The sequence below is a fragment of the Sorangium sp. So ce117 genome (genome assembly GCF_051524395.1).
Classification (GTDB): domain Bacteria; phylum Myxococcota_A; class Polyangia; order Polyangiales; family Polyangiaceae; genus Sorangium; species Sorangium cellulosum_B.
Map to the genome: position 1 here is coordinate 6,449,130 of NZ_CP150309.1, position 23,542 is coordinate 6,472,671.

Annotated in this window: 20 protein-coding genes; 16 read left to right on the plus strand and 4 right to left on the minus strand. The window is 70.1% G+C overall.

Going from position 1 to position 23,542, the window contains the following annotated elements:
• Window positions 1–178: 178 nt before the first annotated feature.
• Complete coding sequence (locus tag WMF46_RS24055; protein WP_437987734.1) at window positions 179–2,590, minus strand: GH116 family glycosyl hydrolase; 2,412 nt, start codon at window positions 2,588–2,590, stop codon at window positions 179–181.
• A 262-nt stretch (window positions 2,591–2,852) separates the two neighbouring features.
• Window positions 2,853–3,836: a hypothetical protein gene (locus WMF46_RS24060; protein WP_437987735.1), complete on the minus strand. Its 984-nt coding sequence runs from the start codon at window positions 3,834–3,836 to the stop codon at window positions 2,853–2,855.
• Between the two features lie 492 nt (window positions 3,837–4,328).
• Between WMF46_RS24060 and WMF46_RS24065 the strand changes: the two genes are divergently transcribed.
• From WMF46_RS24065 to WMF46_RS24085, 5 genes are all read left to right on the plus strand, one after another.
• Entirely contained in the window at window positions 4,329–5,429 is a 1,101-nt protein-coding gene (locus tag WMF46_RS24065; RefSeq protein ID WP_437987736.1) for an ABC transporter permease, read from the plus strand.
• On the plus strand, window positions 5,429–6,358 hold the full coding sequence (locus tag WMF46_RS24070; RefSeq protein ID WP_437987931.1) for an ABC transporter permease: 930 nt from the start codon (window positions 5,429–5,431) through the stop codon (window positions 6,356–6,358). The genes WMF46_RS24065 and WMF46_RS24070 overlap by 1 nt, the downstream gene beginning before the upstream one ends.
• Window positions 6,359–6,494: 136 nt before the next feature.
• On the plus strand, window positions 6,495–7,190 hold the full coding sequence (biuH, locus tag WMF46_RS24075; protein ID WP_437301443.1) for a biuret amidohydrolase: 696 nt from the start codon (window positions 6,495–6,497) through the stop codon (window positions 7,188–7,190).
• Window positions 7,191–7,192: 2 nt separating this feature from the next.
• Window positions 7,193–8,782, plus strand: a complete 1,590-nt coding sequence (locus WMF46_RS24080; RefSeq protein ID WP_437987932.1) for an ABC transporter ATP-binding protein — start codon at window positions 7,193–7,195, stop codon at window positions 8,780–8,782.
• Window positions 8,779–9,453 (plus strand): cysteine hydrolase family protein, encoded by a 675-nt coding sequence (locus tag WMF46_RS24085; protein WP_437987737.1) that lies wholly within the window; start codon window positions 8,779–8,781, stop codon window positions 9,451–9,453. The genes WMF46_RS24080 and WMF46_RS24085 overlap by 4 nt, the downstream gene beginning before the upstream one ends.
• A 139-nt stretch (window positions 9,454–9,592) precedes the next feature.
• Here the strand turns inward: WMF46_RS24085 and WMF46_RS24090 are convergent, their stop codons facing one another.
• Window positions 9,593–10,753: a BMP family ABC transporter substrate-binding protein gene (locus WMF46_RS24090; protein ID WP_437987738.1), complete on the minus strand. Its 1,161-nt coding sequence runs from the start codon at window positions 10,751–10,753 to the stop codon at window positions 9,593–9,595.
• Window positions 10,754–10,961: 208 nt separating this feature from the next.
• On the opposite strand from WMF46_RS24090, the gene WMF46_RS24095 reads away from it, so the two are divergent.
• The 8 genes from WMF46_RS24095 to WMF46_RS24130 all read left to right on the plus strand — a co-directional run bounded on the left by WMF46_RS24095 (window position 10,962) and on the right by WMF46_RS24130 (window position 19,972).
• Complete coding sequence (locus tag WMF46_RS24095; RefSeq protein WP_437987739.1) at window positions 10,962–11,273, plus strand: cupin domain-containing protein; 312 nt, start codon at window positions 10,962–10,964, stop codon at window positions 11,271–11,273.
• Between the two features lie 176 nt (window positions 11,274–11,449).
• Entirely contained in the window at window positions 11,450–12,340 is an 891-nt protein-coding gene (locus WMF46_RS24100) for a hypothetical protein (protein WP_437987740.1), read from the plus strand.
• A gap of 278 nt (window positions 12,341–12,618) precedes the next feature.
• Window positions 12,619–13,683, plus strand: a complete 1,065-nt coding sequence (locus tag WMF46_RS24105) for an ABC transporter ATP-binding protein (RefSeq protein ID WP_437987741.1) — start codon at window positions 12,619–12,621, stop codon at window positions 13,681–13,683.
• A complete protein-coding gene (locus tag WMF46_RS24110; protein ID WP_437987742.1) occupies window positions 13,680–14,405 on the plus strand; it encodes an ABC transporter permease in 726 nt (241 codons plus the stop codon). The genes WMF46_RS24105 and WMF46_RS24110 overlap by 4 nt, the downstream gene beginning before the upstream one ends.
• Window positions 14,402–16,387, plus strand: a complete 1,986-nt coding sequence (locus WMF46_RS24115) for a Gldg family protein (protein WP_437987743.1) — start codon at window positions 14,402–14,404, stop codon at window positions 16,385–16,387. The genes WMF46_RS24110 and WMF46_RS24115 overlap by 4 nt, the downstream gene beginning before the upstream one ends.
• Window positions 16,384–17,430: a DUF4340 domain-containing protein gene (locus WMF46_RS24120; RefSeq protein ID WP_437987744.1), complete on the plus strand. Its 1,047-nt coding sequence runs from the start codon at window positions 16,384–16,386 to the stop codon at window positions 17,428–17,430. The genes WMF46_RS24115 and WMF46_RS24120 overlap by 4 nt, the downstream gene beginning before the upstream one ends.
• A 261-nt stretch (window positions 17,431–17,691) precedes the next feature.
• A complete protein-coding gene (locus WMF46_RS24125; RefSeq protein ID WP_437555116.1) occupies window positions 17,692–18,231 on the plus strand; it encodes a hypothetical protein in 540 nt (179 codons plus the stop codon).
• Window positions 18,232–18,235: 4 nt separating this feature from the next.
• The gene (locus WMF46_RS24130) at window positions 18,236–19,972 is read left to right on the plus strand and encodes a serine/threonine protein kinase (protein ID WP_437987745.1); all 1,737 of its coding nucleotides are present in this window, start codon (window positions 18,236–18,238) and stop codon (window positions 19,970–19,972) included.
• A 15-nt stretch (window positions 19,973–19,987) separates the two neighbouring features.
• Here WMF46_RS24130 and xerD read toward each other — a convergent pair whose 3' ends face one another.
• Complete coding sequence (gene xerD / locus WMF46_RS24135) at window positions 19,988–20,959, minus strand: site-specific tyrosine recombinase XerD (RefSeq protein WP_437987746.1); 972 nt, start codon at window positions 20,957–20,959, stop codon at window positions 19,988–19,990.
• Between the two features lie 77 nt (window positions 20,960–21,036).
• Here xerD and WMF46_RS24140 point away from each other — a divergent pair, with 77 nt between their 5' ends.
• The 3 genes from WMF46_RS24140 (at window position 21,037) to rpmB (ending at window position 23,534) form a co-directional block, all read left to right on the plus strand.
• A complete protein-coding gene (locus WMF46_RS24140) occupies window positions 21,037–21,900 on the plus strand; it encodes an N-formylglutamate amidohydrolase (RefSeq protein ID WP_437987747.1) in 864 nt (287 codons plus the stop codon).
• 13 nt (window positions 21,901–21,913) lie between these two features.
• The gene (locus WMF46_RS24145; RefSeq protein WP_437987748.1) at window positions 21,914–22,996 is read left to right on the plus strand and encodes a hypothetical protein; all 1,083 of its coding nucleotides are present in this window, start codon (window positions 21,914–21,916) and stop codon (window positions 22,994–22,996) included.
• Window positions 22,997–23,309: 313 nt separating this feature from the next.
• Entirely contained in the window at window positions 23,310–23,534 is a 225-nt protein-coding gene (gene rpmB, locus WMF46_RS24150; RefSeq protein ID WP_012237062.1) for a 50S ribosomal protein L28, read from the plus strand.
• Window positions 23,535–23,542: the final 8 nt, after the last annotated feature.

The window sequence follows — 23,542 nt, forward strand, 5'->3', positions numbered from 1 at the left end:
CCGCGGGCGCAAGAGGCGAGTCCGCGGCGGAATCCGGGCGGGTGATGTGGCAGGCGAGACACACCCGACGAGCGCCGGTGACGCGCCGGCGCCCGGGCTCTGGCCGCGCCCGCCGCCGCTCTGTGGGCGGCGGCGAGTCGGGGGGCGACGCCGGGTTTGCGAGGGCGATATCGCGGGTCTACGGCGCGATATCGTACGCGTGCTTCGCCGCCCACAGCGTGGTGGCGCGCATGTAGTAGGGCGCGCGGATGCTGCCGTTGCCCTCCCATGCCTCCGGCGTGCGGAACCACAGGCCGTCGGTCTTCCAGATCGTGTCGACAAGGCTCACGCCGATCTCGCCGGCCTGCGCGGCGAGCCCCTCCTGGATCATGCCGGCCACCACGCCCCAGGACGTGCCCACCCAGCACTCGCGCGTCTGGTTGCTCGTCCCGTCGACCGAGCCATTGGCGGTCATGACGTTGACGACGCCGCGGGTCCCGCCGTCGAACCGCTTGAAGTTGTTCTCGTAGATCTTCGTGAACGCCGACACGGCGTGGCTCGGGTCGACGATCGGCGGCAGCCCCAGGGCGCGCGCGTACCACTGGCCAGCAAGCTGATCCGACATGATCCTGTTCGTGTCCCGGCTCCCCGTGTCGATCTTGTAATACGAGCCCGTCCAGAGCTTCGACTCGAAGCCGCCCTTGGCCTGATCGAACCACGTCTGGTAGGTGCCCGCGAGCGAGGTGTCACCGACCGCGGTCGCCAGCTCCTTCGCGGCCTCGCTGGCGGCGAGGAAGAGGCTTCCGCAGTACGCGGTGTTGCCGTGCAGGTCCATGTCGTCGTACGTCTGATCGATACCGTTGCTCTCCGGCAGCCCGTCCCCGTCGCCGTCCTGGCCCTTCACCTTCTGCATCGCCATCTTCACGGCGGGCCAGCAGTAATCGAGGAACTCCTTGTCGGTCTTCCCGGTGAGCGCCCAGTCGCGGTAGACCATCAGGACCAGCTTGGAGTTGAGATCCTTCCAGTTGGTCGAGTCGCGGTACGTGTACGCGTTCCACTTGCGGAAGACGGTGTCGGTGTCTCCGAAATCGTGCGCGGTGGTCCCGATCGCGCGCGGCCTGTCGGAGCGCGTGGTCGTCACGCTGTCGCAGAACTGCCGCACCTCCTGCTTGTCGATGTCCGGCCAGAGCGAGAACAGGGCCCATGAGCCGTAAAAGCGCACGTCCGAGGTCCCGTAGAACGGGTAGATGTACGACTCGAGGCTTGTGAACATGTCCTCGTCCGGGTCGTCCGGCTGGCCGGACGCCGCGCCGGCCTCCCAGTACGTGCCCGCGATGGCGTAGTAATAGAGCTCGTTGAACAGAGCGCCCTTGAGCCACTCCGGGTACTTCGGGTCGTCGAGCACGCTGGCCTGCCAGTCCTGGATCGCCCAGAGCCACGGCTCGTGCTCGGCGAGCGCCTCCGCCGCGATCGTCCACGAGGCGCTCCCCGTCCGCCCGAAGTGGCGCGTGTACGCGCGGTACCACCTGTCCCCCGAGCCCGCCTGCGTGACCGGGATATCCCACGCGAGCACGATCGGCACAATGGCGCTCTTCCCCGGCTCCACCGTCGCCTTGAACGCGATCGCCCCGAGCGAGTGCCCTCCCGTCGTGTTGGCGAGCATGCCGTCGTTGGCGAGCTCGCTCTGCAGGGCGGCGACGCTGTCGGCGGACTGGTACGAGACGACCACGCCTGGCGCGTTCCGGCTGGCGAGCGTGAACTCCCCCTGTCCCTCGGAGTTCGGCGCCCCTCCGCCTCGGGTGAGGACCAGGCCCACGTCGTCGCCGGAGGTCTGCACCGTGGCGCCATTGCCGCCGTGATCGTTCTTCCAGGTCAGCATCACGGCGACGTCGCAAGGCGCTCCGGTCGGATTCGTGATCTCCCACCGATAGACGCCGACCGGATAGCTCGATTTCTTGTAGTCGCCCGGGATGATGGGGCTGTATTGTTCGACCTTCGCTTTGCAGGGGAATGCCGCGCCGTGGTAATCGACCCACGAGCGCGGAAAGAGCGAGGAGTACGTCGCCTGCCCCTGGCCCAGGCCGTCCTTGTCGAGGCGCTTCGTCTGCGCGTCGCCCCCTTCGGCCTTCTGGTACATGAAGAAGCCCGCGTTGTTGTCGACGTTCTGGTCATTGCTCCCGATATCGAGGCGCCCCTTGTAGAACCTGCCGTCGAACCGCCAGGTGATCGTCCCGGCCCCGAAGCCGCCGATGGGCGCGCCGTCCTCGTAGACGCCGTCCGTGATACCCCTGCTCCACGCCTGAGCCGGGATGGAGATCGGCTCGCCCGGCACGTGCGCCGGCGGGCCGCCGCCTTCGCTGCCGCCGGAGCCGACCGCGGGTGGAGCGCCGCCGGTGCCCGCCCCTGACGACGAGCTGCTCGCAGGGCCCTGGCTTGTTCCGGCGCCGGCTCCGGTGGATGTTCCGGCACCGGCGCCGCCAGGCCCTGATCCGCCGTCCGACGAGGACGAGCTCGAGCCACCTCCTCCGCACGAGGCGGCTGTCGCCACGACGAGGACGGCACCGGCAGCGACGACACCCAGAGAGCGTAGTGGGACAAGGGGCAATGTCATGACGGCGAGCATATGCAGATCGTGCGCACACGTCACCGTACCAATTGGCAATGCATTCACTTCGTTACCGCTGAAACATTCCGTCGTTTTCGAGGCAAACCTGATTTCGCGCGTCGCTGTTCACCCGGGCGGCCTTTAGCGCGGCGCGAAATCTCCAGGGCGTCTTCCACGACGCGCACGACTCGAGCGCGCGAGCGAGACCCCTACGATCCTTCTTTTCATCGCCAGGCTTGCTCCGCAGCGCGCGGCCGAGGAGCGGCGCTCATGGCCAGGTGGCTTTGACCGCATTGATCCAGGTGTCCGCGAGGCGAAAGGCGGGATCTTGCTCGATATGCACGAAGCGTCCGCTGTAGCTCGTGGCGGAGCGACCACAGACCTGGCTCGCCGAAACGAAGTTGAGGAGCCTGCCTTGAACGTTGGTCGTCGCGTTCAGCGAACAATCGCTGCTGCCGGGAACGCCGACCCGCCAGGTGGGCTTGCTGGCCAGCAAGTTGCGCTTGAGCTCCAGTATCTTGTCACCCGAGACAGGGGCGACATCCATGCCGTGCGAGGCGAACACGTCCTCCGCGCAGGTATCTCGCGCCATGCCATGCCACTGAATGCCCCACCAGGGCCTCGATCCATAAAAGGCCGCGAGCTCCAGGTAGGTCGCGTGGAACGCGTTCGTCACGTTGTGGGCCACGTCCGAGACCATGGTCGAGCTCTGGCAAACGCTGTCGGTGAAGCTCGCATCGCGGTGAGCGCCCGCCATCAGGAAGCTGCGGGATCTCGTCGCCTTGAAGACGCTGACGGCCTGGATCTCCGTCTCCAGGTCCGCGGTCGCATGCGGCGCCGAATGAGCGAGCTCTCGCTCCGCGGCCGCGTCCACGATGAACGTGCCCAGCCCGAGATCGACGGTCCCGTCGCTGTTCCGATCGCCGACCTCCATGAGCACACAGTACCTTCGTCCATTGTTGACGTCGCGGAGGAGCCGGATCCGCGCGGACGACGACAGGCTGGACGGCAGCACGATAGTGCAGCTGCCGCCCATCATGGTGCGAACGACGCTCCGCCACGCGGTCAGCTGCGTCGAGCTCGGGGTGACGAAGATGCCTGAGTCCCTGCCGGGCATCTGATCGCGAATGCACGTCACGAGCGCCTCCAGGGTCGCGCTCGACGAGCAGGTCAGGTCCGCCGACACCGCCGGGCGGGACGCCATGAGGACACCGGCGCCGAGCAGGAACAGAATCGTTCGTTCGAACCGCATGACAGCGTTACCTCCAGTCAGGGGTTTGCGGGTGGGATCGATCGGCGGTCCTCTACGCGGCGCGCGGCGCGCTGCGCACGTGGGCACAGGAACGAGGCTCGCCGGGGCCGCACGGCGCGGACCTCGGCATTCCCAGATCTTTCAGGCGCGCGAGCGCTCGCCGCTCTATTCGCCGTCCACGCAATGAACGCCAAGCAAACTCACCGGCAGGCGACGGCGAGTGCAAGGCGGAGACCGCCGCGCTGTGCGAACCGTTCGCGGTCGCCGCGGCCACCACATGGCAGCGTTACCGCCACATCGCAGCGCGGCCACCACACCACAGCGTCACTCGACCCGGTGAGCCCCCGGGGTGTCGCACGTCATGACAACGGCGCGTCGCTCGCCGGCCGGAGCGGGTCGTCCCGGCGCGAGGCGCCCGTCCTGTCCGTCCTGTCACGACAAGCAAGCTCCCCGAAAACGTGTGGAAATAATGGAGGCCTTATCCTCGGCAGCGTGAAAGTCATCTCGCACGGGCTGCTCGGGCGTGAGACGACCGAAGCGATCGCCATCCCCCTCGGGGCCCTCGCGGCCTCGCTCCTCGTGTTCGGCGCGTTCGTGGCAGCCCAGGGGGTGAACCCCTTGAGCGTCTATCACGACATGGTCCGCGGCGCCTTCGGCACGTGGTTCTCGCTCCAGAACACCCTCCTTCGGGCCGCGCCGCTCATGCTGACCGCGCTCTGCACGGCGCTGCCGGCGCGCCTCGGCCTGATCGTCATCGGCGGCGAGGGCGCGCTCGCCATGGGCGGGCTCTCGGCCGCGTCGGCGGCGCTGGCCGCACGGGCGTGGGGCGCGCCGCCCGCCGCCGTGCTCGCCGCGATGCTCGTCTCCGGGCTCGCCGCCGGGGCGCTCTGGATCGGCCTCGCCGGCGCGCTGCGCGTCTACCGCGGCGTGAGCGAGACGATCAGCAGCCTCCTCCTCAACTACATCGGTATCGCGATCCTGAACCATGTCGTCGAGGGCGCGCTGCGCGACCCGGCGAGCCTCAACAAGCCCTCGACCGCCTCCATCGGCGCCGAGAACACGCTCGGGAGCCTGCCGGGCCTCGAGGTCCACTGGGGCCTCGCCTACGGGGTGCTCGCCTGCGCGCTCTGTTATGTGCTGATGCACCGGACGACGTTCGGCTTCGGCGCGGCGATGAGCGGCGGCAACGTCCGCGCGGCGCTCCTCGCCGGACTGCCGGTCAAGCGCCTCGTCGTGCTCACCTGCACGCTCGCCGGAGCGTGCGCCGGGCTCGCCGGCATGGTGGAGGTCGCGGCGGTCCACGGCCGGGCCAACGGGTCGCTGGTCAGCGGCTATGGCTACACCGGCATCCTCGTCGCGTTCATCGCGCGCCACAACCCGCTCGCGATCATGCCGGTCGCCCTCCTGCTCGGCGGCATCGGCGCGAGCGGCGGCCTGCTGCAGCGGACGGCGCGGCTCCCCGACGCGACGGTGAGCGTGCTCCAGGGGATCCTGTTCATCGCGATCCTCGCCAGCGAGACGCTTTATGGCCGTTCCCTCGCTGCCCGCGAGCCCAAGGTCCGTCAGGCGGCTCCGGCGCCTTCGGTGGCATGATGAACGACGCAGCTGGGCTCGGTCTCTGGGGCATCCCCCTCGCGGTCGCCGCCGGGGCCATCCGCATCAGCACGCCATTCCTCTTCGTGAGCCTCGGCGAGTGCCTCACCGAGAAGAGCGGCCGCGTGAACCTCGGCCTGGAGGGCACGCTCGTCATGGGCGCGATGGGAGGTTATGGCGTCTCTTTCCTCACGGGCTCTGCCTGGCTCGGCGTGCTCGCCGCCGGCGCCATCGGCGCCGCGCTCGGCGCGCTGCACGCGTGGCTGTGCTCGAAGCCGCGCGTCAATGACATCGCCGTCGGCATCGCGCTCATGCTCTTCGGCGTCGGCCTCGCCTTCTTCCTCGGCAAACCGCTCATCCAGCCGACGGCGCCCCGCCTGCCCGCGATATCGCTCGGCTTCTTCAGCGATCTCCCCCAGGTCCGCTCCGCGCTCCAGGTGAACGCGCTCTTCCTCATCGGGGCCGCGCTCGCCCCGCTCCTGCTCTGGGCGCTGAACCGGACCCGCTTCGGGCTCGTGCTCCGCACCGTGGGCGAGAGCGCCGACAGCGCCCGCGCGATGGGGGTCGACGTGAACCTGGTCCGGCGGCGCGCGACCATGGCCGGCGGCTTCCTCGCCGGCGTCGGCGGCTCGTTCCTCTCGCTCTTTTACCCTGGCAGCTGGAACGAGGGGCTCTCGAGCGGACAGGGGCTCATGGCCGTCGCCCTCGTCATCTTCGCGCGCTGGAACCCGGTGCGCTGCCTCTTCGCTTCGCTGCTCTTCGGCGGCGCGAGCGCCCTCGGGCCGGCGCTCCAGTCCGTGGGGATCACCTGGGGATACCACCTCTTCAACGCCGCGCCGTACATCGTGACGCTGGCCATCATGGTCGCCGCGAGCTCCGCGACCCAGACCCTGCGCGATCAGCCCGCCGAGCTGACGCTCGCGCGTTGATCGCGCGACGCGACGCGCGCCGGACGAACCGCGTGAACCGTACGAAACGGACGAGACGAACGAAAGGAGCGAGCCCCGCGAGACGAGCGAACCGTACGAGACGAGCGAAACGCTGAATGACAGGAGGACTCGACCCATGCCCTACGTGGCCGCTGATCCCTACGCCTGGCCTTACAACGGCGCGCTCCGCCCCGAGACGACGGCCCTGATCGTCATCGACATGCAGACCGACTTCTGCGGGAAGGGCGGGTACATCGACCTGCTCGGCTACGACATCTCCCTGACGCGGGCGTGCATCGCGCCTATCCAGCGCGCGCTCGCGGAGCTGCGCCGTCGCGGCTATCACGTCCTGCACACGCGCGAGGGGCACCGGCCGGACCTCTCCGATCTGCCGGCGAACAAGCGGTGGCGCTCCCGCCGAACCGACGGCGGGCGCGGCACGGGCGTGGGCATCGGTGATCCCGGGCCGTGCGGGCGCGTGCTCGTCCGCGGAGAGCCCGGGTGGGAGATCATCCCGGAGCTCGCGCCCCTGCCCGGCGAGCCGATCATCGACAAGCCGGGCAAGGGCTCGTTCTGCGCGACGGATCTCGATCTCATCCTCCGCCAGCGCCGCATCGAGAACCTGATCCTCACGGGGATCACGACGGACGTCTGCGTGCACACCACGATGCGCGAGGCGAACGACCGCGGGTACGAGTGCCTGCTGCTCTCCGACTGCTGCGCGGCCACGGATCCTGGCAACCACGCCGCCGCGCTGAAGATGATCAAGATGCAGAACGGCGTGTTCGGCGCGGTCTCGACCTCCGCCGCGCTGCTGGAGGCGCTCCCGTGACCATGGACCCGCGCGTCTTCTCCAGCCCCGCGGCAAGGCCGCCCCGCGCCGCCGCCCGGGAGCCCAGCCCCCTCGCGCCGCCGCCGGCGCTCTCCGCCGCGGGGATCACGAAGCGGTTCGGGCCGCTGCTCGCGCTCGACGACGTCTCGCTGCGCCTCGCGCCCGGGAGCTTCCACGCGCTCCTCGGCGAGAACGGCGCCGGCAAGAGCACGCTGGTCAAGTGCATCATGGGCTATCACCAGGCCGACGCCGGCGAGGTGAGGGTCGGCGACGCTGCCCTGTCCATCAGGAGCCCGCGCGACGCGCAGGCGCTGGGGATCGGCATGGTCTACCAGCACTTCACCCTCGTGATGAACATGACGGTCGCCGAGAACCTCGTGCTCGCGCGCGCGTCGCTCCCCCTCGTGATCGACTGGCGCAAGGAGCGCGAGGCGATCTGCGCGTTCATGGCGCGCATGCCGTTCCGGCTCGATCCGGAGCGGACCGTCCGCGCGCTCGCCGCGGGCGAGAAGCAGAAGCTCGAGATCCTGAAGCAACTCTACCTCGGCAGCAGGATCGTCATCCTCGACGAGCCGACCTCGGTCCTCACGCCCGGGGAGGCCGACGAGGTGCTCGGGATGCTCCGGTGCATGGCCGACGAGCAGCGGATCAGCGTGCTCATGATCTCGCACAAGTTCCGCGAGGTGACGGCGTTCGCCGACGAGGTCACGGTGCTGCGGCGCGGCCGGGTCGCCGGTCGGGGCAAGGTCAAGGACCTCACGCCGGCGGCCATGGCCGAGATGATGGTCGGCGCGCAGCCGGCGCAGGTCTCCGCGGCGCGCGGCGACGCGCCCGCCGGGGAGCCGATCCTGCGCATCGAGGGGCTCGCCGCCAGCGACGATCGCGGGCGGCCGGCGCTCGACGGCGTGACGCTCACGGTCCATCGCGGCGAGATCGTCGGCATCGCCGGCGTCTCCGGCAACGGGCAGGAGGAGCTCGTCGAGGTCCTCGCCGGGCAGCGCGCCGCGCGGGGTGGCAGCATGCTCGTCCATGGAGAGCCGTACGGCGCCGGGCGCGCGCAGATCCTGAAGCACCGGGTGCGGTGCCTGCCCGAGGAGCCGCTGCGCAACGCCTGCGTCCCCGCGATGTCGGTCGCCGAGAACATCGGGTTCCGCGTCTTCGACAGGCCGCCCTTCACGAGGCTCCGCTGGGGCGTGAGCCGGGCGGCGCTGAGGCGGTCGGCCGAGCGCCTCGCCGCGGAGTACGCCATCAAGGCGCCCTCGGTCGACGCCCCGATAGGCAAGCTCTCCGGCGGCAACGTGCAGCGCGCCGTCCTCGCGCGGGAGCTCGGCATGGACGAGGACATCGAGCTCCTCGTCGCCGCAAACCCCTGCTTCGGGCTCGATTTCGCGGCCGTGGCCGAGATCCGCTCCCGCATCCTGAAGGCGCGCAACCGCGGGACCGCCGTCCTCCTGGTGAGCGCAGATCTCGACGAGATCTTCGCCATGGCCGACCGTGTCCTCGTGATGAGCGAAGGCCGCATCGTCCACGAGTCGCCGATCGCCTCGGCCGACGTCGCGGAGATCGGCCGCGCGATGGCGGGGCACCGATGACGGCGCGGCCCCTCGAGATCGCGGCGAAGCCGTACCCCTTCCGCGTCGCCGATCGGGACGCCGTGGCGCTGCTCGTCATCGACATGCAGCGCGACTTCCTCGAGCCCGGCGGCTTCGGCGCGGCGCTCGGCAACGACGTCAAGCGGCTCCAGCGCATCGTGCCGACGGTCCGGCGCGTCCTCGACGCGTTCCGCGACCACGGCCTGCCCATCATCCACACGAAGGAGGGTCACAGGCTGGATCTCTCGGACTGCCCCCCCGCGAAGCGGAGCCGGGGCGCTCCTGGGATGCGGATCGGCGATGTCGGGCCGATGGGGCGCATCCTGGTCCTGGGCGAGCCGGGCAACGACTTCGTGCCCGAGCTCGCGCCGGCGCCCGGCGAGCTCGTCGTACCGAAGCCCGGAAAAGGCGCCTTCTACCGGACGGGCCTCGACGCCAGGCTGGCGGCGCTCGGCGTCTCCCACCTGCTCATCGCCGGCGTGACGACCGAGGTTTGCGTCCAGACCACGATGCGTGAGGCGAACGATCGCGGCTACGAGTGCCTATTGATCGAGGACGCCACCGAGAGCTATTTCCCCGAGTTCAAGGCGGCGACGTTGGAGATGGTCCGTGCCCAGGGCGCGATCATCGGCTGGACCGCCCCCGCCGCCGCCGTCCTCGAAGCGCTCTGATCGATGCCCGTTCCAGAGCGGTGATCACCCGCACAGGAGACGGGCCCAGATCGGCGCTTTCGGCGCGGAAGCGCACTCCGGTGCGCTGAGCACCGAAAACGTCGAGATGGGCCCGTATCCGTAGCGGGTGGCTACTGCTCTAGTGGGTGGAGCCGAGGGCGCCGGCGACGAGGTAGTCCATGCTCTCGAGCGCGATGTCGGTCTGTTGCTGCGCGACCGAATCGGCGATCACCACCTTGCCCTCATTGCTCATGATGGGCCCCTGGAAGATGGTGAGCGTGCCCTCCGTGAGCTTCGCCTTCGCCTCCTCGGCCTTTTTCTTCGCTTCCTCGGAGACGGCGGGGCCATAGGGTGAGATCTTGATGTACCCCTCCTTGAAACCGCCGCGCAGGAGGTGCGGATACGGCTTCCCCTCGCGGATGAACGTCATGTAGTCGGTGTAGACCTTGGACCAGTTCCACTCGGCGCCGGTCAGGTACCCCTTCGGGGCGAGCGTCGCCTGGTTCGTGTGGTAGCCGGTGCTGAACGCGCCGCGCCGCTCCGCGAGCTCGATGATCACCTTGGGCGAGTCCACGTGGGCGGTCAGGACGTCGACGCCCTGATCGATGAGGCTGTTGGCCGCCTCCGCCTCCTTGACGGGCATCGACCAGTCGCCGGTGAAGATCACGGCCGTCGTCACGCTCGGGTTCACGCTCCGGGCGCCCAGCGTGAAGGCGTTGATGTTGCGGAGCACCTGTGGAATCGGCTTCGCCGCGATGAACCCGAGCTTGCCGCTCTTCGTCGTCATCCCGGCGACGATGCCGGACACGTACTCGGCTTCGTCGATGTAACCGAAATAGCTGCCGACATTGCTCGGGTGCTTCGACCCGTCGTAGAGGCCGCCACAATGGAGGAAGGTCTTGTCCGGGAACTTCTCCGCCACCTTGAGGATGTGCGGATCGAAGTAGCCGAAGGACGTCGGGAAGATCACCGTCGCGCCATCGAGGTTGATCATGCTCTCGAGCGTCTTCTGCACGGCGACCGTCTCGGGGACGTTCTCCTCTTCACGGGTCTTCACGCCGGCCAGCTTGGCGAGCGCGGCGGCCCCCTCGGCGTGCGCCTGGTTGTAGCCGTAGTCGTCCCTGGGGCCGACGTAGATGAAGCCCACCGTGAGCGGCTGATCGCTCGACCCCTCCTTGCTGCAGCCGGCCGACGGCAGGAGCGAGAGCGAGAGGAGCAGTGGACGGAAGATGGCGAGGAAGCGCTGTCCCCGTGCCGCGCCGGCAGCGGGGAACACAGGAGTTCTCGGTGTGCTCTTCACGCCATGGATGTGTACGCGACTCCGCATTTCTGGAACTTTTCCCACGCATGAATTTTGCGCGCTTCGCGTGATTACCGTTGAGCGCGCACCGCGCGCTGTGGCATGGTTCCATCAACACTGGAGATTCGCGATGACAGCTACACTTCCAGCAGCAACGCGGGATTTTGTGCCTGTGCAGTTGCCATTCATCATTGCGAATGTGGCAACGATGGCCGCTCGTCCGGAGTCGGTCCCCTGGCGGCGCCTCCGGGAGGGCGTCGAGATTCACCGCCTTTACGGCAGCAGCGACGCAGGCGCCTCGGCCGCGCTCCTGCGCTACGCGCCGGGGGCATCCGTGCCGCAGCACGTCCATCGCGGCCATGAACACATCTTCGTGCTCACAGGCTCGCAGTCGGACGAGCGCGGGCATCACCGCGCCGGCACGCTCGTGATGAACGCCCCGGGCAGCCGCCACAGCGTCTCGAGCGCCGAGGGCTGCATCGTCCTCGCGATCTGGGAGCAGCCCGTCGTCTTCATCTGATTCCTCTTCCTATCTGATGTAAGCGCGCCGCCCGATACCACGCCGGCCTGACCTGGGTCCGGGGTACGACATCGCCGCAGGCACGTCCTCACCGGACCGCGAGCGTGCACCCGGCGCTCGCTTTCTCGGGGCACAGAGGTTCAGGTACGCTGCGCTTTGCCGTAGGCTGGACGCTCATGGATCCACGCGGGAAATCGCTCCCTCCGGGGCCGCTCGTCACGGACGAGGACATCCGGGAAGAGCTCCGGCGGCTGTTCGACGCCGGTCCCGACTCGGGGCTCGTCATCCGGGTCTACGGCGAGCCGGGCGAGGGAGCGGCCGCGGCGGACGCGTTCCGCGAGATGTTCGCGTCGCTGCGCATGTACGAGGGGAAGCCGCAGGACCAGCCGCTGGAGATCCTCGTCGACGCGCCGAGCAAGGCGCACATCGCGCGCGCGCTGTCCGTGCTCGGCCACAAGCAGCACCAGAAGCGGATCCTCGATCACATCCTCACCACCTTCGGGCGCCGGCTGATCGACCCGCTCGCCCAGATCCTCGACACGACGCCGACCGGCTCGGTGACGGCGCGGCTGACCATGCTGCGGGACATCTTCCTCGCGCACGTCGCGGATCTGCGGATGACGCCGGAGTCGCAGCAGATCCTCTCGAGCGACCTGCGCAAGCTCCTGAGCGACGACTACCTGGTGATGGTGGCGGAGAACGAGGAGCGCGTGCAGCGCCCGCGCGTGGCGATGCTCGCGCAGCAGATCCTCCGGCTCGTCGGCTCCACGTTCCACAACGCGCTCAAGCGGTGGCCGGCGCACGCCGAGCAGATCGCCTCGTCGATCGCGCGGCGGAGCCCGAAGAAGGTCCGGCTGAGCGAGGTGCCGAAGCTCATCCGCGGCCAGATCACCGACGGCATCGAAGAGTTCCTGTGGATCGAGACGAGCGCGGACATCGAGGGCGCGCTGCGCCCGATGCTCGCCGAGCACCAGGACGTGATGCCCGTGACGCAGGCGACGCTCGACCGATCGACGTACCGCGAGTTCGCGGACGCCTGCTGGGCGATCATCGCCGAGCACTGCTGACGGCGGGACGAGCGCTGCCGGATCACCGACCCCGCCTCGCTGCAGGCTGAGATCCGTCACGTCCTGGTCGCTTCGCTCACCGCTTCCCCGCGTGTCCCGCTCGATTCGTCTGGAGGGAGAGAGACCCCCTCCGGAGCAAGCCCCCGCGCGCGCCGCGTCGGGAATGATTTCCGCCTCCCGCTGTTGTAAGGGGCCGCTGGCGCCTGGGCCGCCGCGCTCTGCGGCGTCCGAATCGCCGGCGCGGAGAGCTTCTTCCCTTCGCGGAGGGGTGCACGGCCGTGATCGAAATCAGCGACCTATACAAGTACTACGGCGACCGGAAGGCCATCGGCCCCCTGTCGTTCTCGATCGAGGCGGGAGAGATCGTCGGTCTGCTCGGCCTGAACGGCGCGGGCAAGACGACGACGCTCAGGATCCTCGCCTGCGATCTGCTCCCGTCCGCGGGCCGTGTGCTCGTGGACGGACTGGATGTCGTCGACCACCCCCACGAGGTGCGGTCCCGCATCGGATACCTCCCCGACAGGCCGCCGCTCTACGACGAGATGAGCGTGCGCGCCTTCCTCCACTTCGCCGCGCGCCTGCGCGGCGTCGACGCCGGCGCGGCCGACGCGCGGGTGGCCGAGGCGCTCGCGGTGACGCAGCTCGACGACGTGGCAGCGGATCCCATCAGCTCGCTGTCCCACGGCTTCAAGCAGCGCGTCGGCATCGCGCAGGCGATCGTGCACAAGCCGCGGCTGCTCGTCCTGGACGAGCCGATCAGCGGGCTGGATCCCGTGCAGATCGTCGAGATGCGCGCCCTGCTCCGGAGCCTGCGCGGCAAGCACACCATCGTGCTCTCCAGCCACATCCTCTCCGAGATCAGCGAGACGTGCGATCGCATCCTCGTGATCCGGGACGGCGAGATCGGCGCGCAGGGGACCGAGCAGGAGCTCTCGGCCAAGCTGCTCCACGGCGTCCGGGTCGAGCTCACGGTGCGCGGCCCCGAGGGCGCGGGCCGCGGCGAGGCGGCGCGGGCGCTCGACATCACGCGCGCGGTGGAGGGCGTCACGTCCGTCGAGCAGCTCACCACGACCGAGCCGGGGGGCGACGTCGTGAGCTTCGCGGTCGAGGCCGACCGCGACGTGCGCGCGGCGCTGTGCGCCGAGCTCGTGCAGGCGGGCATCGGCATCCTCGAGGTGAAGCGGAGCGAGCGCGAGCTCGAGTCGGTGTTCCTGCGGCTCGCCTCGCGTGGGGCGCCCGGGGCGAAGGACAGGTCCGCCGCGGCCGGCAGGGCGAGTGCCGGCGGCGACGCAAGGAAGGCCCCTGCCGAGGAGCAGGCGGAGGAAGGCGAGGGCGAGACATGAGAGGGACATTGCTCGTCGCGCGGCGGGAGCTGTCCGCGTACCTGAGATCACCGCTCGGGTACGTCGTCGCTGCCGCTGCGCTGCTCATCGACGGCATCTACTTCCAGGTCGCGGCGCTCGGCTCGGGCGCGCGGCTGTCGGCGGAGGTGCTGCTCAAGTTCTTCGACGGCACGGCGTTCATCACGATGGTCGCGGCGCTCATCCTCTCGATGCGGCTCATCGCCGGCGAGCGCGAGAGCGGGACGCTCATCCTGCTCAAGACCGCGCCCGTGCGCGACGGCGAGATCATCGTCGGCAAGTTCCTCGCCGCGCTCGCGCTGGTCTCGTTGATGACGGCGATCACGATCTACATGCCGCTGCTCATCTTCGTGAACGGCAAGGTGTCCGTCGGGCACATCCTTGTCGGCTACTCCGGGGTGCTGCTGCTCGGCGCCGCGTCGCTCGCGATCGGGCTCTTCGCCTCGACGCTCGCGGCGAGCCAGGTCATCGCGGTCATCCTCGGGGCGGCGATCATCGGGACGCTCGGCTTCCTGTTCCTCGTCGCCCGCGTGACGGAGCCGCCGCTCAACGACTTCGTGAGCGCGCTGAACCTCTACCCGCTCAACCAGAAGCCGTTCCTGAACGGCGTGCTCCGGCTGGAGAACGTCCTGTACTACGTCGCGGTGGCGTACTTCTTCCTGCTCGCCGCGACCCACACCCTGAAGGCGCGGAGGTGGCGGTGAAGGACAAGCAAGCTCAGGCCGACGAGGCCGAGATCCGCGGCGAGGGAGCGGGCTCCGCGCCCCTGCCGGACGCAGGGCGAGAGGCCCCGCCGGCCGGCGAGCCGGCGCCCGCCGCGCCGCGCGAGGCGCCTGCGCTCCGCGCCGGGGGCTGGATGGTCCCGGCGTACGCGTGCGCGCTCCTCGCCCTCTTCCTCGGCGAGCGCGTGGTGCCCACGATCGAGTCGCTCCGCTATGCCCTGTCGGGGCTCGGGTTCTTGACCCTGGTCCTCGTCACCGCGCTGCGCTTCGCGACCGCGGTGCGCGAGTCGGGCGAGCGCCGCGCGGTCGAGCGCGCGCTCGCGATCCTGTCGGCGCTCGGCGTCGTCGCGGTGGCGGCCTACTTCACCACGACCGACGCGGGGCAGGCCATGGTCGGCGTCTCGCGCGCCGCGCCCGAGCTGCGCGGGCGCATCGACGCGGCCACGACGGTCGCCTGGGTCGCGCTGCTCGTCATGGCGACGGTGCCGCTGTTCTTCGGCGAGGCGGCGCTCGCGCCGATGCGGCGCGCCGAGCGCATCGAGGGCCGGCGGGTGCGCGCCGCGACGCTCTCGGGCCTGACGCTCGGGTTCGCCGCGGTCTACTCCGCGCTCTTCGTGTTCGCCGCGAGCAAGCTCGATCTCAAGGCGGACTTCTCATACTACCGCACCGCCCGCCCGGGCGAGTCCACGAAGCGCGTCGCCGAGAGCCTGACCGTGCCGCTCAAGATCACGGCCTTCTACCCGCAGCAGAACGAGGTCGGCGCCGAGGTGGAGGGCTACCTGCGCGAGGTGAAGGCGGCGTCGCCGCAGATCACCGTGGAGGTGCAGGATCGCCTGCTCGTCCCCGCGCTCGCCAAGGAGGCGAAGGTCACGCAAGACGGCGTCATCGTGCTCTCGCGCGACGGCTCGCGCGAGACGCTCACCGTCGGCTCCGACATCAAGAGCGCGGGCGCCAAGCTGAAGAGCCTCGACGCCGACTTTCAGAAGGTGCTGCTCAAGGTGATCCGGCTGCAGCGCACCGCCTACCTGACGGTCGGCCACGGCGAGCTGAACGAGTCGGCCAGCTCCCCCGAGGGGCGGACGACCAAGAACCTCCGCAAGCTGCTCGAGTCCCAGAACTACGTCATCAAGGACCTCGGGCTCGCCCAGGGGCTCGGCAGCGAGATCCCGAAGGACGCGAGCGTCGTCATCGTGCTCGGCCCGCAGAAGGCGTTCCTCCCGGAGGAGGTCGCGGCGCTCAAGCGGCACGCCGACGAGGGCGGGCACCTGCTGCTCGCGCTCGATCCGGACGCCAAGGTCGATCTGGATCCGCTCGCCGGCGCCGTGGGGCTCACGTGGAAGCCCGAGGTCCTGGCGAACGATCGGGTCTACGTGCGGCGGCGCTACAACGACTCGGACCAGGGGATGCTGGTCACGACGCGGTACTCCTCGCACGCCTCGGTGTCGACGCTGAGCCGCCACTCGCAGCAGGCGCCGACGATCTTCCCGGGAGCGTCGTCGCTCGACAAGCGCGAGGACGGCGGCCTCAAGATCGACTTCGTCGTCCGCTCGCTGGGCGAGACGTTCGCCGACGCGAACGGCAACTTCAAGTTCGACGAAGGCGGCGAGAAGCGCAGCGTCTACAACCTCGCGGCGGCGGTCTCGAAGGAGCTCGCGCCTGGCGGGGACGACAAGGAGAAGAAGGAGCTGCGCGCGTTCGTGGTCGCCGACGCCGACGTGTTCAGCGACGCGGCGTTCAGGAACGAGCCCAACATCGTGCTCGCGCTGGACGCGCTCCGGTGGCTCGGCGGCGAGGAGAGCTACGCCGGGGAGATCACGACGAGCGAGGACGTCCGGATCGAGCACACGAAGGAGAAGGACCAGGTGTGGTTCTGGGCCACGATCCTCGTGGCGCCGGCCATGGTGCTGGGTCTCGGGCTCTTCATCACGCGCCGCGGGCGGCGCGTGAGCGGGAGGCGCGCATGAGGTTGGAACGCAGCTTTTTCGTGCACCTCGGCCTTCTTGTGGTCGCGGCCTTGCTCGCGGTCCTCGTCTGGACGCGCGACGAGAAGGCGGCCGCCCTCTCGGTCGCGGACGTGGCCGTCTGGGCCGGCCGCGCCGACGACGTCGAGCGCATCGCCTTCGAGGGGAAATCGAAGACGGTCGTCCTCGAGGCGAAGAAGGACAAGGAGGGCCGCTACTTCGTCGGCACGGCGGAGCGCAAGACGACGCCCCCGGCCGAGAAGCCGAAGGACCCGCACCAGAACGCCGACGACGGGGCGCAGGACGACGAGCCGCCCGCGGAGGCTGAGCCGACGGTCAAGACGACGACGTTCGTCTCGGTGGCCGCCGGCAACAAGCTCGCCGAGGCGATCGCGCCGCTGAAGGCGCTGCGCTCGATCGGCCGCATCGCGGACGACCGCGCGGCCGAGTTCGGGCTGGCCGAGCCCGAGGGCACGCTCACCGTCAAGCTGCGCGGCGCCGAGCGAAAGCTGGTCCTCGGCGGCGCGACGCCCGGCGGCGCGGACCGGTACGCGCGCGACGAGGCCACGGGCGAGGTGTACGCCATCAAGGGCGACATCTACCGCGATCTCGACACCGCGGAGTCACGGCTCCTGGAGCGGGATCTGCACGAGTGGAAGGACGTCGATCTCGCCAGGGCGCGCGTCATCGCCGGGGACAAGCGCCGCGAGGTCGTGCGCAGCGGCGACGAGGGCAAGAAGTTCTGGGCCGATCCGGCGAGCCCCGAGCAGAACGACGAGACGGTCGGCAACTGGATGAGCAAGCTCGACCGTCTCCGTCCCACCGAGTACGTGGCCGTTGCCCCGGAGCAGAAGGAGGTCGTGGTGCGCATCGAGTACACAGGCCGCTCTGGCGACATCGGCTTCGCCGAGCTCGTGAAGGGGCCCCCCGGGGCGAGCGGCAAGCCCGACTATTTCCTGGTCACGGAGCGCACCCGCCTTTACGGCAAGGTGCCGGTAGGCGTCGCTGAGCAGGTCGAACAGGACGTCGGCGCCGTCGTCAAGTAGCCCTTGCGCCTCGCGACCGCGCCGGAGCAGCCGCCCGGCGCGGTCGGCGCGGTCAGCCTTCCGCGCGGCGCCGGCCGCGTCCTACGGCGCAAGCTGTCTCCCCCCAGTCGCTCTTTACTTGCCGTACCGGGTCCGGTCCTGCAACGCTCGGGCGCAATGTTCTTCCGACGATTGCCTACCCTAGCGCTGAGCGCTGCGGCGGCGCTCGCGACGGCGTGCGGTTCGCCGCCTCCACCGCAACCCGTAGCGCCGCCGCCGGCCGTGATTGAGGCGCCTCCGCCTCCGCCTCCCCCTGCTCCGAAGCCCTGCAAGGCGCTCGACGAGCAGTGCCAGGCAGAGGCATCGACCCGGGCGAAGATCGCCCAGAGCTCACTCGTGTTCACGCCCGCGAAGGGTTGGACCTATGCCCAGGCGGAGAGCGCCACGATCGCGCAGGCCGCGGACGAGGGCCCGGCCTTCGCGACGGCGCAGATCGACGCGGGCGAAGGCAAGCAGGCGATCGAGAAGCGCGACGCCGCGCTCGAGGCGCTGGCGCGCGAGATCAACGTGACCTTGCCGAAGAAGAAGGTGAACTGGAAGAAGCCCGACGACATCAAGGACGTCGCCGGGCGGAAGATCGGCCTGTGGCAGAAAGAGGGCGCGACCCGCGGGGCCAGGAAGGGCCCGCTGCTGATCTTCGGCGACGCCGGGAAGGACGGGGAGATCGTGCTGGGGCTCGGCTTCGTCCCCGAGGACGACAACTCCGGCGCCGACGAGACCATCCTGCAATCGATCGAGTCGATCTCGGTCGCGGCGGAGTGATCGCGTGACGGCACCGAACGTCGCGCCGGGCAGCGTCATCGCGGGGAGGTTCTCGGTCCGCTCGCTCCTCGGCTACGGCGGCGCGACGGCCACCTTCCGCGCGGTGACGGCGCAAGCGCGCGACGTCGCCATCAAGCTGTACTCGCCCGTCGTCGGTCAGCGCGCGGACGCGATGCAGCACCTCCAGCGGTACGTGGCCGAGACGAACAGGCTGCCGCCAGAGCTCGCCGCGCACATCCTCGAGGCCGGCTACGACCCGGCGACGGCCGCGCCCTTCACGATGACGGACATGATCCCGTTTCCGTCGCTCGCCGAGCTCGCGCGTCGCCGGCCGATGGGCTTCGAGGAGGTCGGCTCGATGCTCCGCTCTCTCGCGGCGGTGCTCGACGCTGCCCACGCCCGCGAGGTCCCCCACCACGGCCTCAAGCCGACGAACCTCTTCATCGACCCGAGCGCTCCGGGCAGCGTGAAGCTCACCGACTTCGGGCCGTCCCTCGCGCGGAGCATGGTGCCGACGCAGGAGGGGTACCTCCTCTCCGCGCCGTGGCTAGCGCCCGAGCAGCTTCAGCCTGGCGGCCATGCGGGACCAGCCGCCGACATCTTCTCCGCTGCGCTGGTCTCTTTCTTCGCGCTCACGGGCCGCTCGTACTGGCGTTCCTGCCAGGGTCAGGTCGACGTCCAGGGCTGGCAGCGCGAGCTCATGGCGCCGCGCCTCGCCGCGTCCGTGCGGGCCGCGGAGCTCGGCGTCCCGCTGAGCCCTGTGCTCGACGGCGCCTTCGCGCGCGCGCTGGCGCACGATCCGCGCGAGCGCTTCCGCTCGGCGAGCGAGCTCGCGGCCATGCTCAGCGGCTTCTCGGCGGCCGCGATCGAGGTGGGCTCGACGCTCGCTCTGTCTCCTTCGGTGAACGAGGCGGTCGCGCCCGCGCCGCCGGCCGTCGCCGTCACCGCGGCGAGCGCGCCCGCGCCCTTGCCGCCCGGCGACGCCACGCAGCTGGTGCCCTCGCCGTTTTCACCCTCGCCGCAGCCGTCGCACGCGCCGTTTTCGCCCTCGCCGCCGTTTTCGCCCTCGCCGCAGCCTTCTGCCGACGCGCCCTCCGGACAGGCGCCGTCGCCTTCGGCCCAGAGCCAGACCGCATCCCATCGAAGCGGCGTTCCCGCGCTGACGGCGGTCAGCACCGCGCCCCGGTCGCCGTGGGGCAAGGCGGCTTCCCTGATGGTGGGCATCGTTGGTGTGCTGCTCGTCGGGGGCACGGCCGCCGCGTGGTACGTCCTGGACCGCAAGGACAAGGCGCAGCCGAGCCCCAGCGCCTCGACCAGCGCTTCCGCGGCGGCTCCCCCCGCGCCGTCGGCCGAGCCCGCTCCGCCCGAGCCAGCCCACAGCGCGCCGGCCGCCGACGCCGGGACCCCGACCGCCGAGCCCCCGATCGACGCCGGCGCCTCGACCGACGCCGGCGTGGCGACCGACGCGACGGTGAAGATCTCCTGCAAGCCCGTCGCCTGCGAGGAGATCACCATCGACGGCAAGGTGACGCAGGCCCCGGAGGTCGAGCTCGGGCTCACCCCTGGGGTTCACAAGGTGAGCGTCAAGCGAACCGGCTACTTCCCGCGGAGCCTGAGCGTGGTCGTCAAGGCCGGGACGCCGCTCGTGCAAGAGTTCCAGCTCACCGAGATCCCCCCGGCTCAGCCAGCGGGGCAGTCGGCGAGCAAGCCTTGCGGCAAATTCCTCAAGCGCTGCAAATAGCCATCTTGCGCGCGCTCACGCGCGAGGGTGCGCCCGACGGTACGCGGCGCGCACGTGGTCGTCGGCGAGGTGCGTGTAGATCTCGGTCGTCACGACGTTCGCATGACCGAGGAGCGCCTGGACGCTCCGGAGATCCGCGCCCCCCTCGAGCAGGTGCGTCGCGAACGAGTGGCGGAGCTTGTGCGGCGAGCTCGGCTTGGCGATGCCCACGGCGCGCGCATATCCGCCGAGGAGCTTCCACACCGCCTGCCTGGTGAGCGGCCCGCCGCGCGGCGAGAGGAACAGCACCTGGCTCGCCGCGCTCCGCGGGTGCGTCGCGCGCAGCTCCAGGTAGGCGTCGATGGCCGCGAGCGCCGGCTCGCCGAGCGGCACGAGCCGCCGCTTCCCCCCCTTGCCAAGCGCCATCACGATCCCTTTGCGCCGGTCGATGTCCGAGAGCTTGAGGCGCACCACCTCGCTGACGCGCAAGCCGGCCGCGTACATCACGTGGAGCATCGCGCGATCGCGCAGCCCCTTGAACGTCCCTTGCTCGGGCGCCTCGATGAGGAGCGCGATCTCGTCGAACGAGAGCACCTTGGGCAGCCGTCGCCCGACCCTGGGTCGCTCGACCAGCGCGCACGGATCCCGCTCGATGCGGCGCTCGCGGAGCAGGAAGCGGATGAACCCGCGGACCGCGGAGAGGTGGCGCGCCGCCGAGCTGGCGCTGATGCCCGCCTGGCCGAGCGCGATCAGGTAGGTGCCGATCAGCGCCTGGTCGAGCCCGTCGACGGTCGTGATGCCGCTCGCCTCGGCATGGGCGACGAGCTTGGCGAGATCATGGCCGTAGGCCTCGAGCGTCAGGGGCGCCAGAGCCCGCTCGACGCGAAGGTGATCCAGGTAGGCGTCCACCCAGGTCGCAAGGTCCACGACCAACGGTACTTCGAAAGCGGCGAAGCGCGCCAGAAAGCCGGGCCGGAGCGGATCGACCCAGAACGCCCCGAACGGCAATACGTCTTCCTCCCTTCCGGCGTTTCACCTCCCCGTCCTGGTTCCAGCCGGACGCGGAATGCGTCACAGTGGGCCCCGTGGTGTCAGCCTTCGAGGTCATCGAGCCCCGCGGAGCGGAAAGCCCGGTCCTCGTCGAGGTACCGCACGCGGGCGTCCACGTGGACCCAGAGTCGCTGTCCTGGACCATCGCGCCGGCGCGCAGCATCGGGCGCGACGCGGACTTGTACGTCGACGCGCTCTTCCAGGACGCTCCGGCCGAGGGGGCGACGCTCCTCTTCTCCAGGATGAGCCGGCTGGTCGTCGATCTCAACCGGAGCGAGACCGACTGCGACGGCGACGCGGTCGAGGGCGGCGGCCGGGCGCCCTACCCGCGGGGGCTCATCTGGCGCATGACCACGGACGGCGAGCCCATCCTTGCCGCTCGGCTGCCGCGGCAGGAGGTGGAGCGCCGGCTCGACCGCTTCTATCGCCCCTATCACGGCGCCCTCAGCGCGCTCCTCGCCCGCAAGCGCGAGCGCTTCGGCTTCGCGATCCTCCTCTGCGCGCACTCGATGCCGAGCCAGGGCCGCCGCGGCCACGCGGAGGGCGCGATCGCTCGGGCCGACATCGTCCCCGGCACGCGCGGGCGGACGACCGCCGCGAGCGCGGTGATCGACGCGGTCGATCAGCACGCGCGCGCCTGCGGCTTCTCCGTGCGCCATGATGACCCCTATAAAGGGGGCTTCAGCACCGCGCACTACGGCCAACCGCACCGTGCCGTCCACGCCGTGCAAATCGAGATTGCACGCCGGCTGTACATGGACGAGCAATCCCTTGCCATGGATGGGCAAGGATTCCCTGCCGTGCGAGACTTCGGGCGCACCCTGGTCGCGCGGCTCACCTCAGCCGAGCTGCTCGGTCAGCTCCGCAGCAGCCCTCCCTTCGACGCCCGTGAGATCTGATCCAGCTCCATCAATGGAAAAGCCTTTCGGAGAGGCGAGCCGCGACCGCCCGCCAGCGAGCCGTCGCGCGATCACCGACCGGGAAAAGGCCGCACCAGCCCAGCCGGAGGGCGCCCCAGCCGGCGACAGCCCGGCCGACCCCGCCCAGGAGGGACCGGCTGCGGCGTCGATCAGCGTCGCGCCGGTCGCTCGGCGCCTCGAGTCGAACCCGGCCATCCCGATCGAGGTGGCGCCCCCGAGCACGCGCGAGCACGTCACCAAGCCGCTCCTCGCGTCCGAAGCGCTCATGGAAGACCTGGCGCCGATGCGTCCAGCGCAGGACGCGGCGCGGATCTGGTGCGCTGCGGTGGGCGCCGGCTTCCTTCTGCTCGGCGGCCTGTCGATCGCTGGGCTCCGCCCGGACGGCGTTGTCGCGGGGCCGCCAGCGTTCGTCCTGGGCATCGTCGCGCTGTTCACCGCGCTCACGTCGGTGAGTTATCGGCAGCGCGCCGTCGCCATGGTGGTGCTCGGGGCGATCGCGACCGTCCTCGGCCTCCAGAGCTCGGGGACCGCGGTCGGCTGGGGAACCGCCCGGGCCATCGCGGCGATAGCCCTCCCGGCGGCGCTCGTCTTCCGGTCTCGCTACAGGGCCTACAGCGGCGCGCGGTGGCTGCTCGTCGCCGCCTTCCTCGTCACGCTCCCATCCTTCGGGCATGCGATCGCACAGCTGGCTCTGCACGATCCGCACCTGGGCCATCTCGGCGCCTTGCTGGTGATCCTGGCGGTCCTGTCCAGCCTTACCGGGTTCATGGGTGCGGAGACGACGGGCGCCGGGTCGATCCTTGCCGTCGCTGTGGTGCTTGCCTTCACGGCCGACCTGGTCGTTGGCAGGCTCGCGCATCTCGACACCTTCTCGCCCCGGGACATCGTCATTGTGCTCTCCGCGGGCCTTGCGTTCGCGGCGACGTCCGCCATCACGAGCCTCGGCCTTTTCCAGATCCTGGCCTGGCGCCTGGCTGCCGACGCCCGGCGTATCGATCTGCACTCCCGCCGCCCTGACAACGAGAAGGACGGGCGGGATCGGCGTCCGCCCTCTGGCGGCGAGTGGCTGACCTAGGCCGCGCGTCAGCAGGCGCGTAAGGCGTCGGGGACACCGAGGGGACAGGCTCTTCCGGGCCGGGTTGCGACCCGCTCTTCCCCATCCCGTGCTGCGTCCGGCCAGCGTCAGCGCGCGCTCAACCCCTCCGACAGAGATTTCCAGCCCGCGGCCGCGATGACCCCCCCGGAGGACGCTTGACATGTCCCCCGGCTTCCTTCACTTTCCCGCGCTCCCGAGCCCCCCTGCTCCCCCGCGCAGGGCGTGCGCCCGGCCAGCTGGTTCGATTTACGGTCGGGGCACCGACACAGGGCCCCTTCCAACCGAGGACGTCATGGCGAAGAGCGACATCACTGGGAAGCGGAAGCTTCTGGCGCAGAATGTCTCCCACTCCAACATCAAGACGAAGCGCTGGCAGCTCGTGAACATCCAGACCCGGCGCGTCTGGGTCCCCGAGCTCAACCGCTTCGTGAAGCTCAACCTCACGACGCGCGACATCCGCACGATCGACAAGATCGGCGTTGTCGCCTACGCGAAGCGCTACGGCGTCGCGCTCTAGGCCCAGCG

Coding starts and splice junctions, on each gene's coding strand:
- WMF46_RS24055 (WP_437987734.1), bottom strand. CDS start 2,590: ATGACATTGCCCCTTGTCCCACTACGCTCTCTGGGTGTCGTCGCTGCC.
- WMF46_RS24060 (WP_437987735.1), bottom strand. CDS start 3,836: ATGCGGTTCGAACGAACGATTCTGTTCCTGCTCGGCGCCGGTGTCCTC.
- WMF46_RS24070 (WP_437987931.1), top strand. CDS start 5,429: ATGAACGACGCAGCTGGGCTCGGTCTCTGGGGCATCCCCCTCGCGGTC.
- biuH (WP_437301443.1), top strand. CDS start 6,495: ATGCCCTACGTGGCCGCTGATCCCTACGCCTGGCCTTACAACGGCGCG.
- WMF46_RS24080 (WP_437987932.1), top strand. CDS start 7,193: ATGGACCCGCGCGTCTTCTCCAGCCCCGCGGCAAGGCCGCCCCGCGCC.
- WMF46_RS24085 (WP_437987737.1), top strand. CDS start 8,779: ATGACGGCGCGGCCCCTCGAGATCGCGGCGAAGCCGTACCCCTTCCGC.
- WMF46_RS24095 (WP_437987739.1), top strand. CDS start 10,962: ATGGCCGCTCGTCCGGAGTCGGTCCCCTGGCGGCGCCTCCGGGAGGGC.
- WMF46_RS24100 (WP_437987740.1), top strand. CDS start 11,450: ATGGATCCACGCGGGAAATCGCTCCCTCCGGGGCCGCTCGTCACGGAC.
- WMF46_RS24110 (WP_437987742.1), top strand. CDS start 13,680: ATGAGAGGGACATTGCTCGTCGCGCGGCGGGAGCTGTCCGCGTACCTG.
- WMF46_RS24120 (WP_437987744.1), top strand. CDS start 16,384: ATGAGGTTGGAACGCAGCTTTTTCGTGCACCTCGGCCTTCTTGTGGTC.
- WMF46_RS24145 (WP_437987748.1), top strand. CDS start 21,914: ATGGAAAAGCCTTTCGGAGAGGCGAGCCGCGACCGCCCGCCAGCGAGC.
- rpmB (WP_012237062.1), top strand. CDS start 23,310: ATGGCGAAGAGCGACATCACTGGGAAGCGGAAGCTTCTGGCGCAGAAT.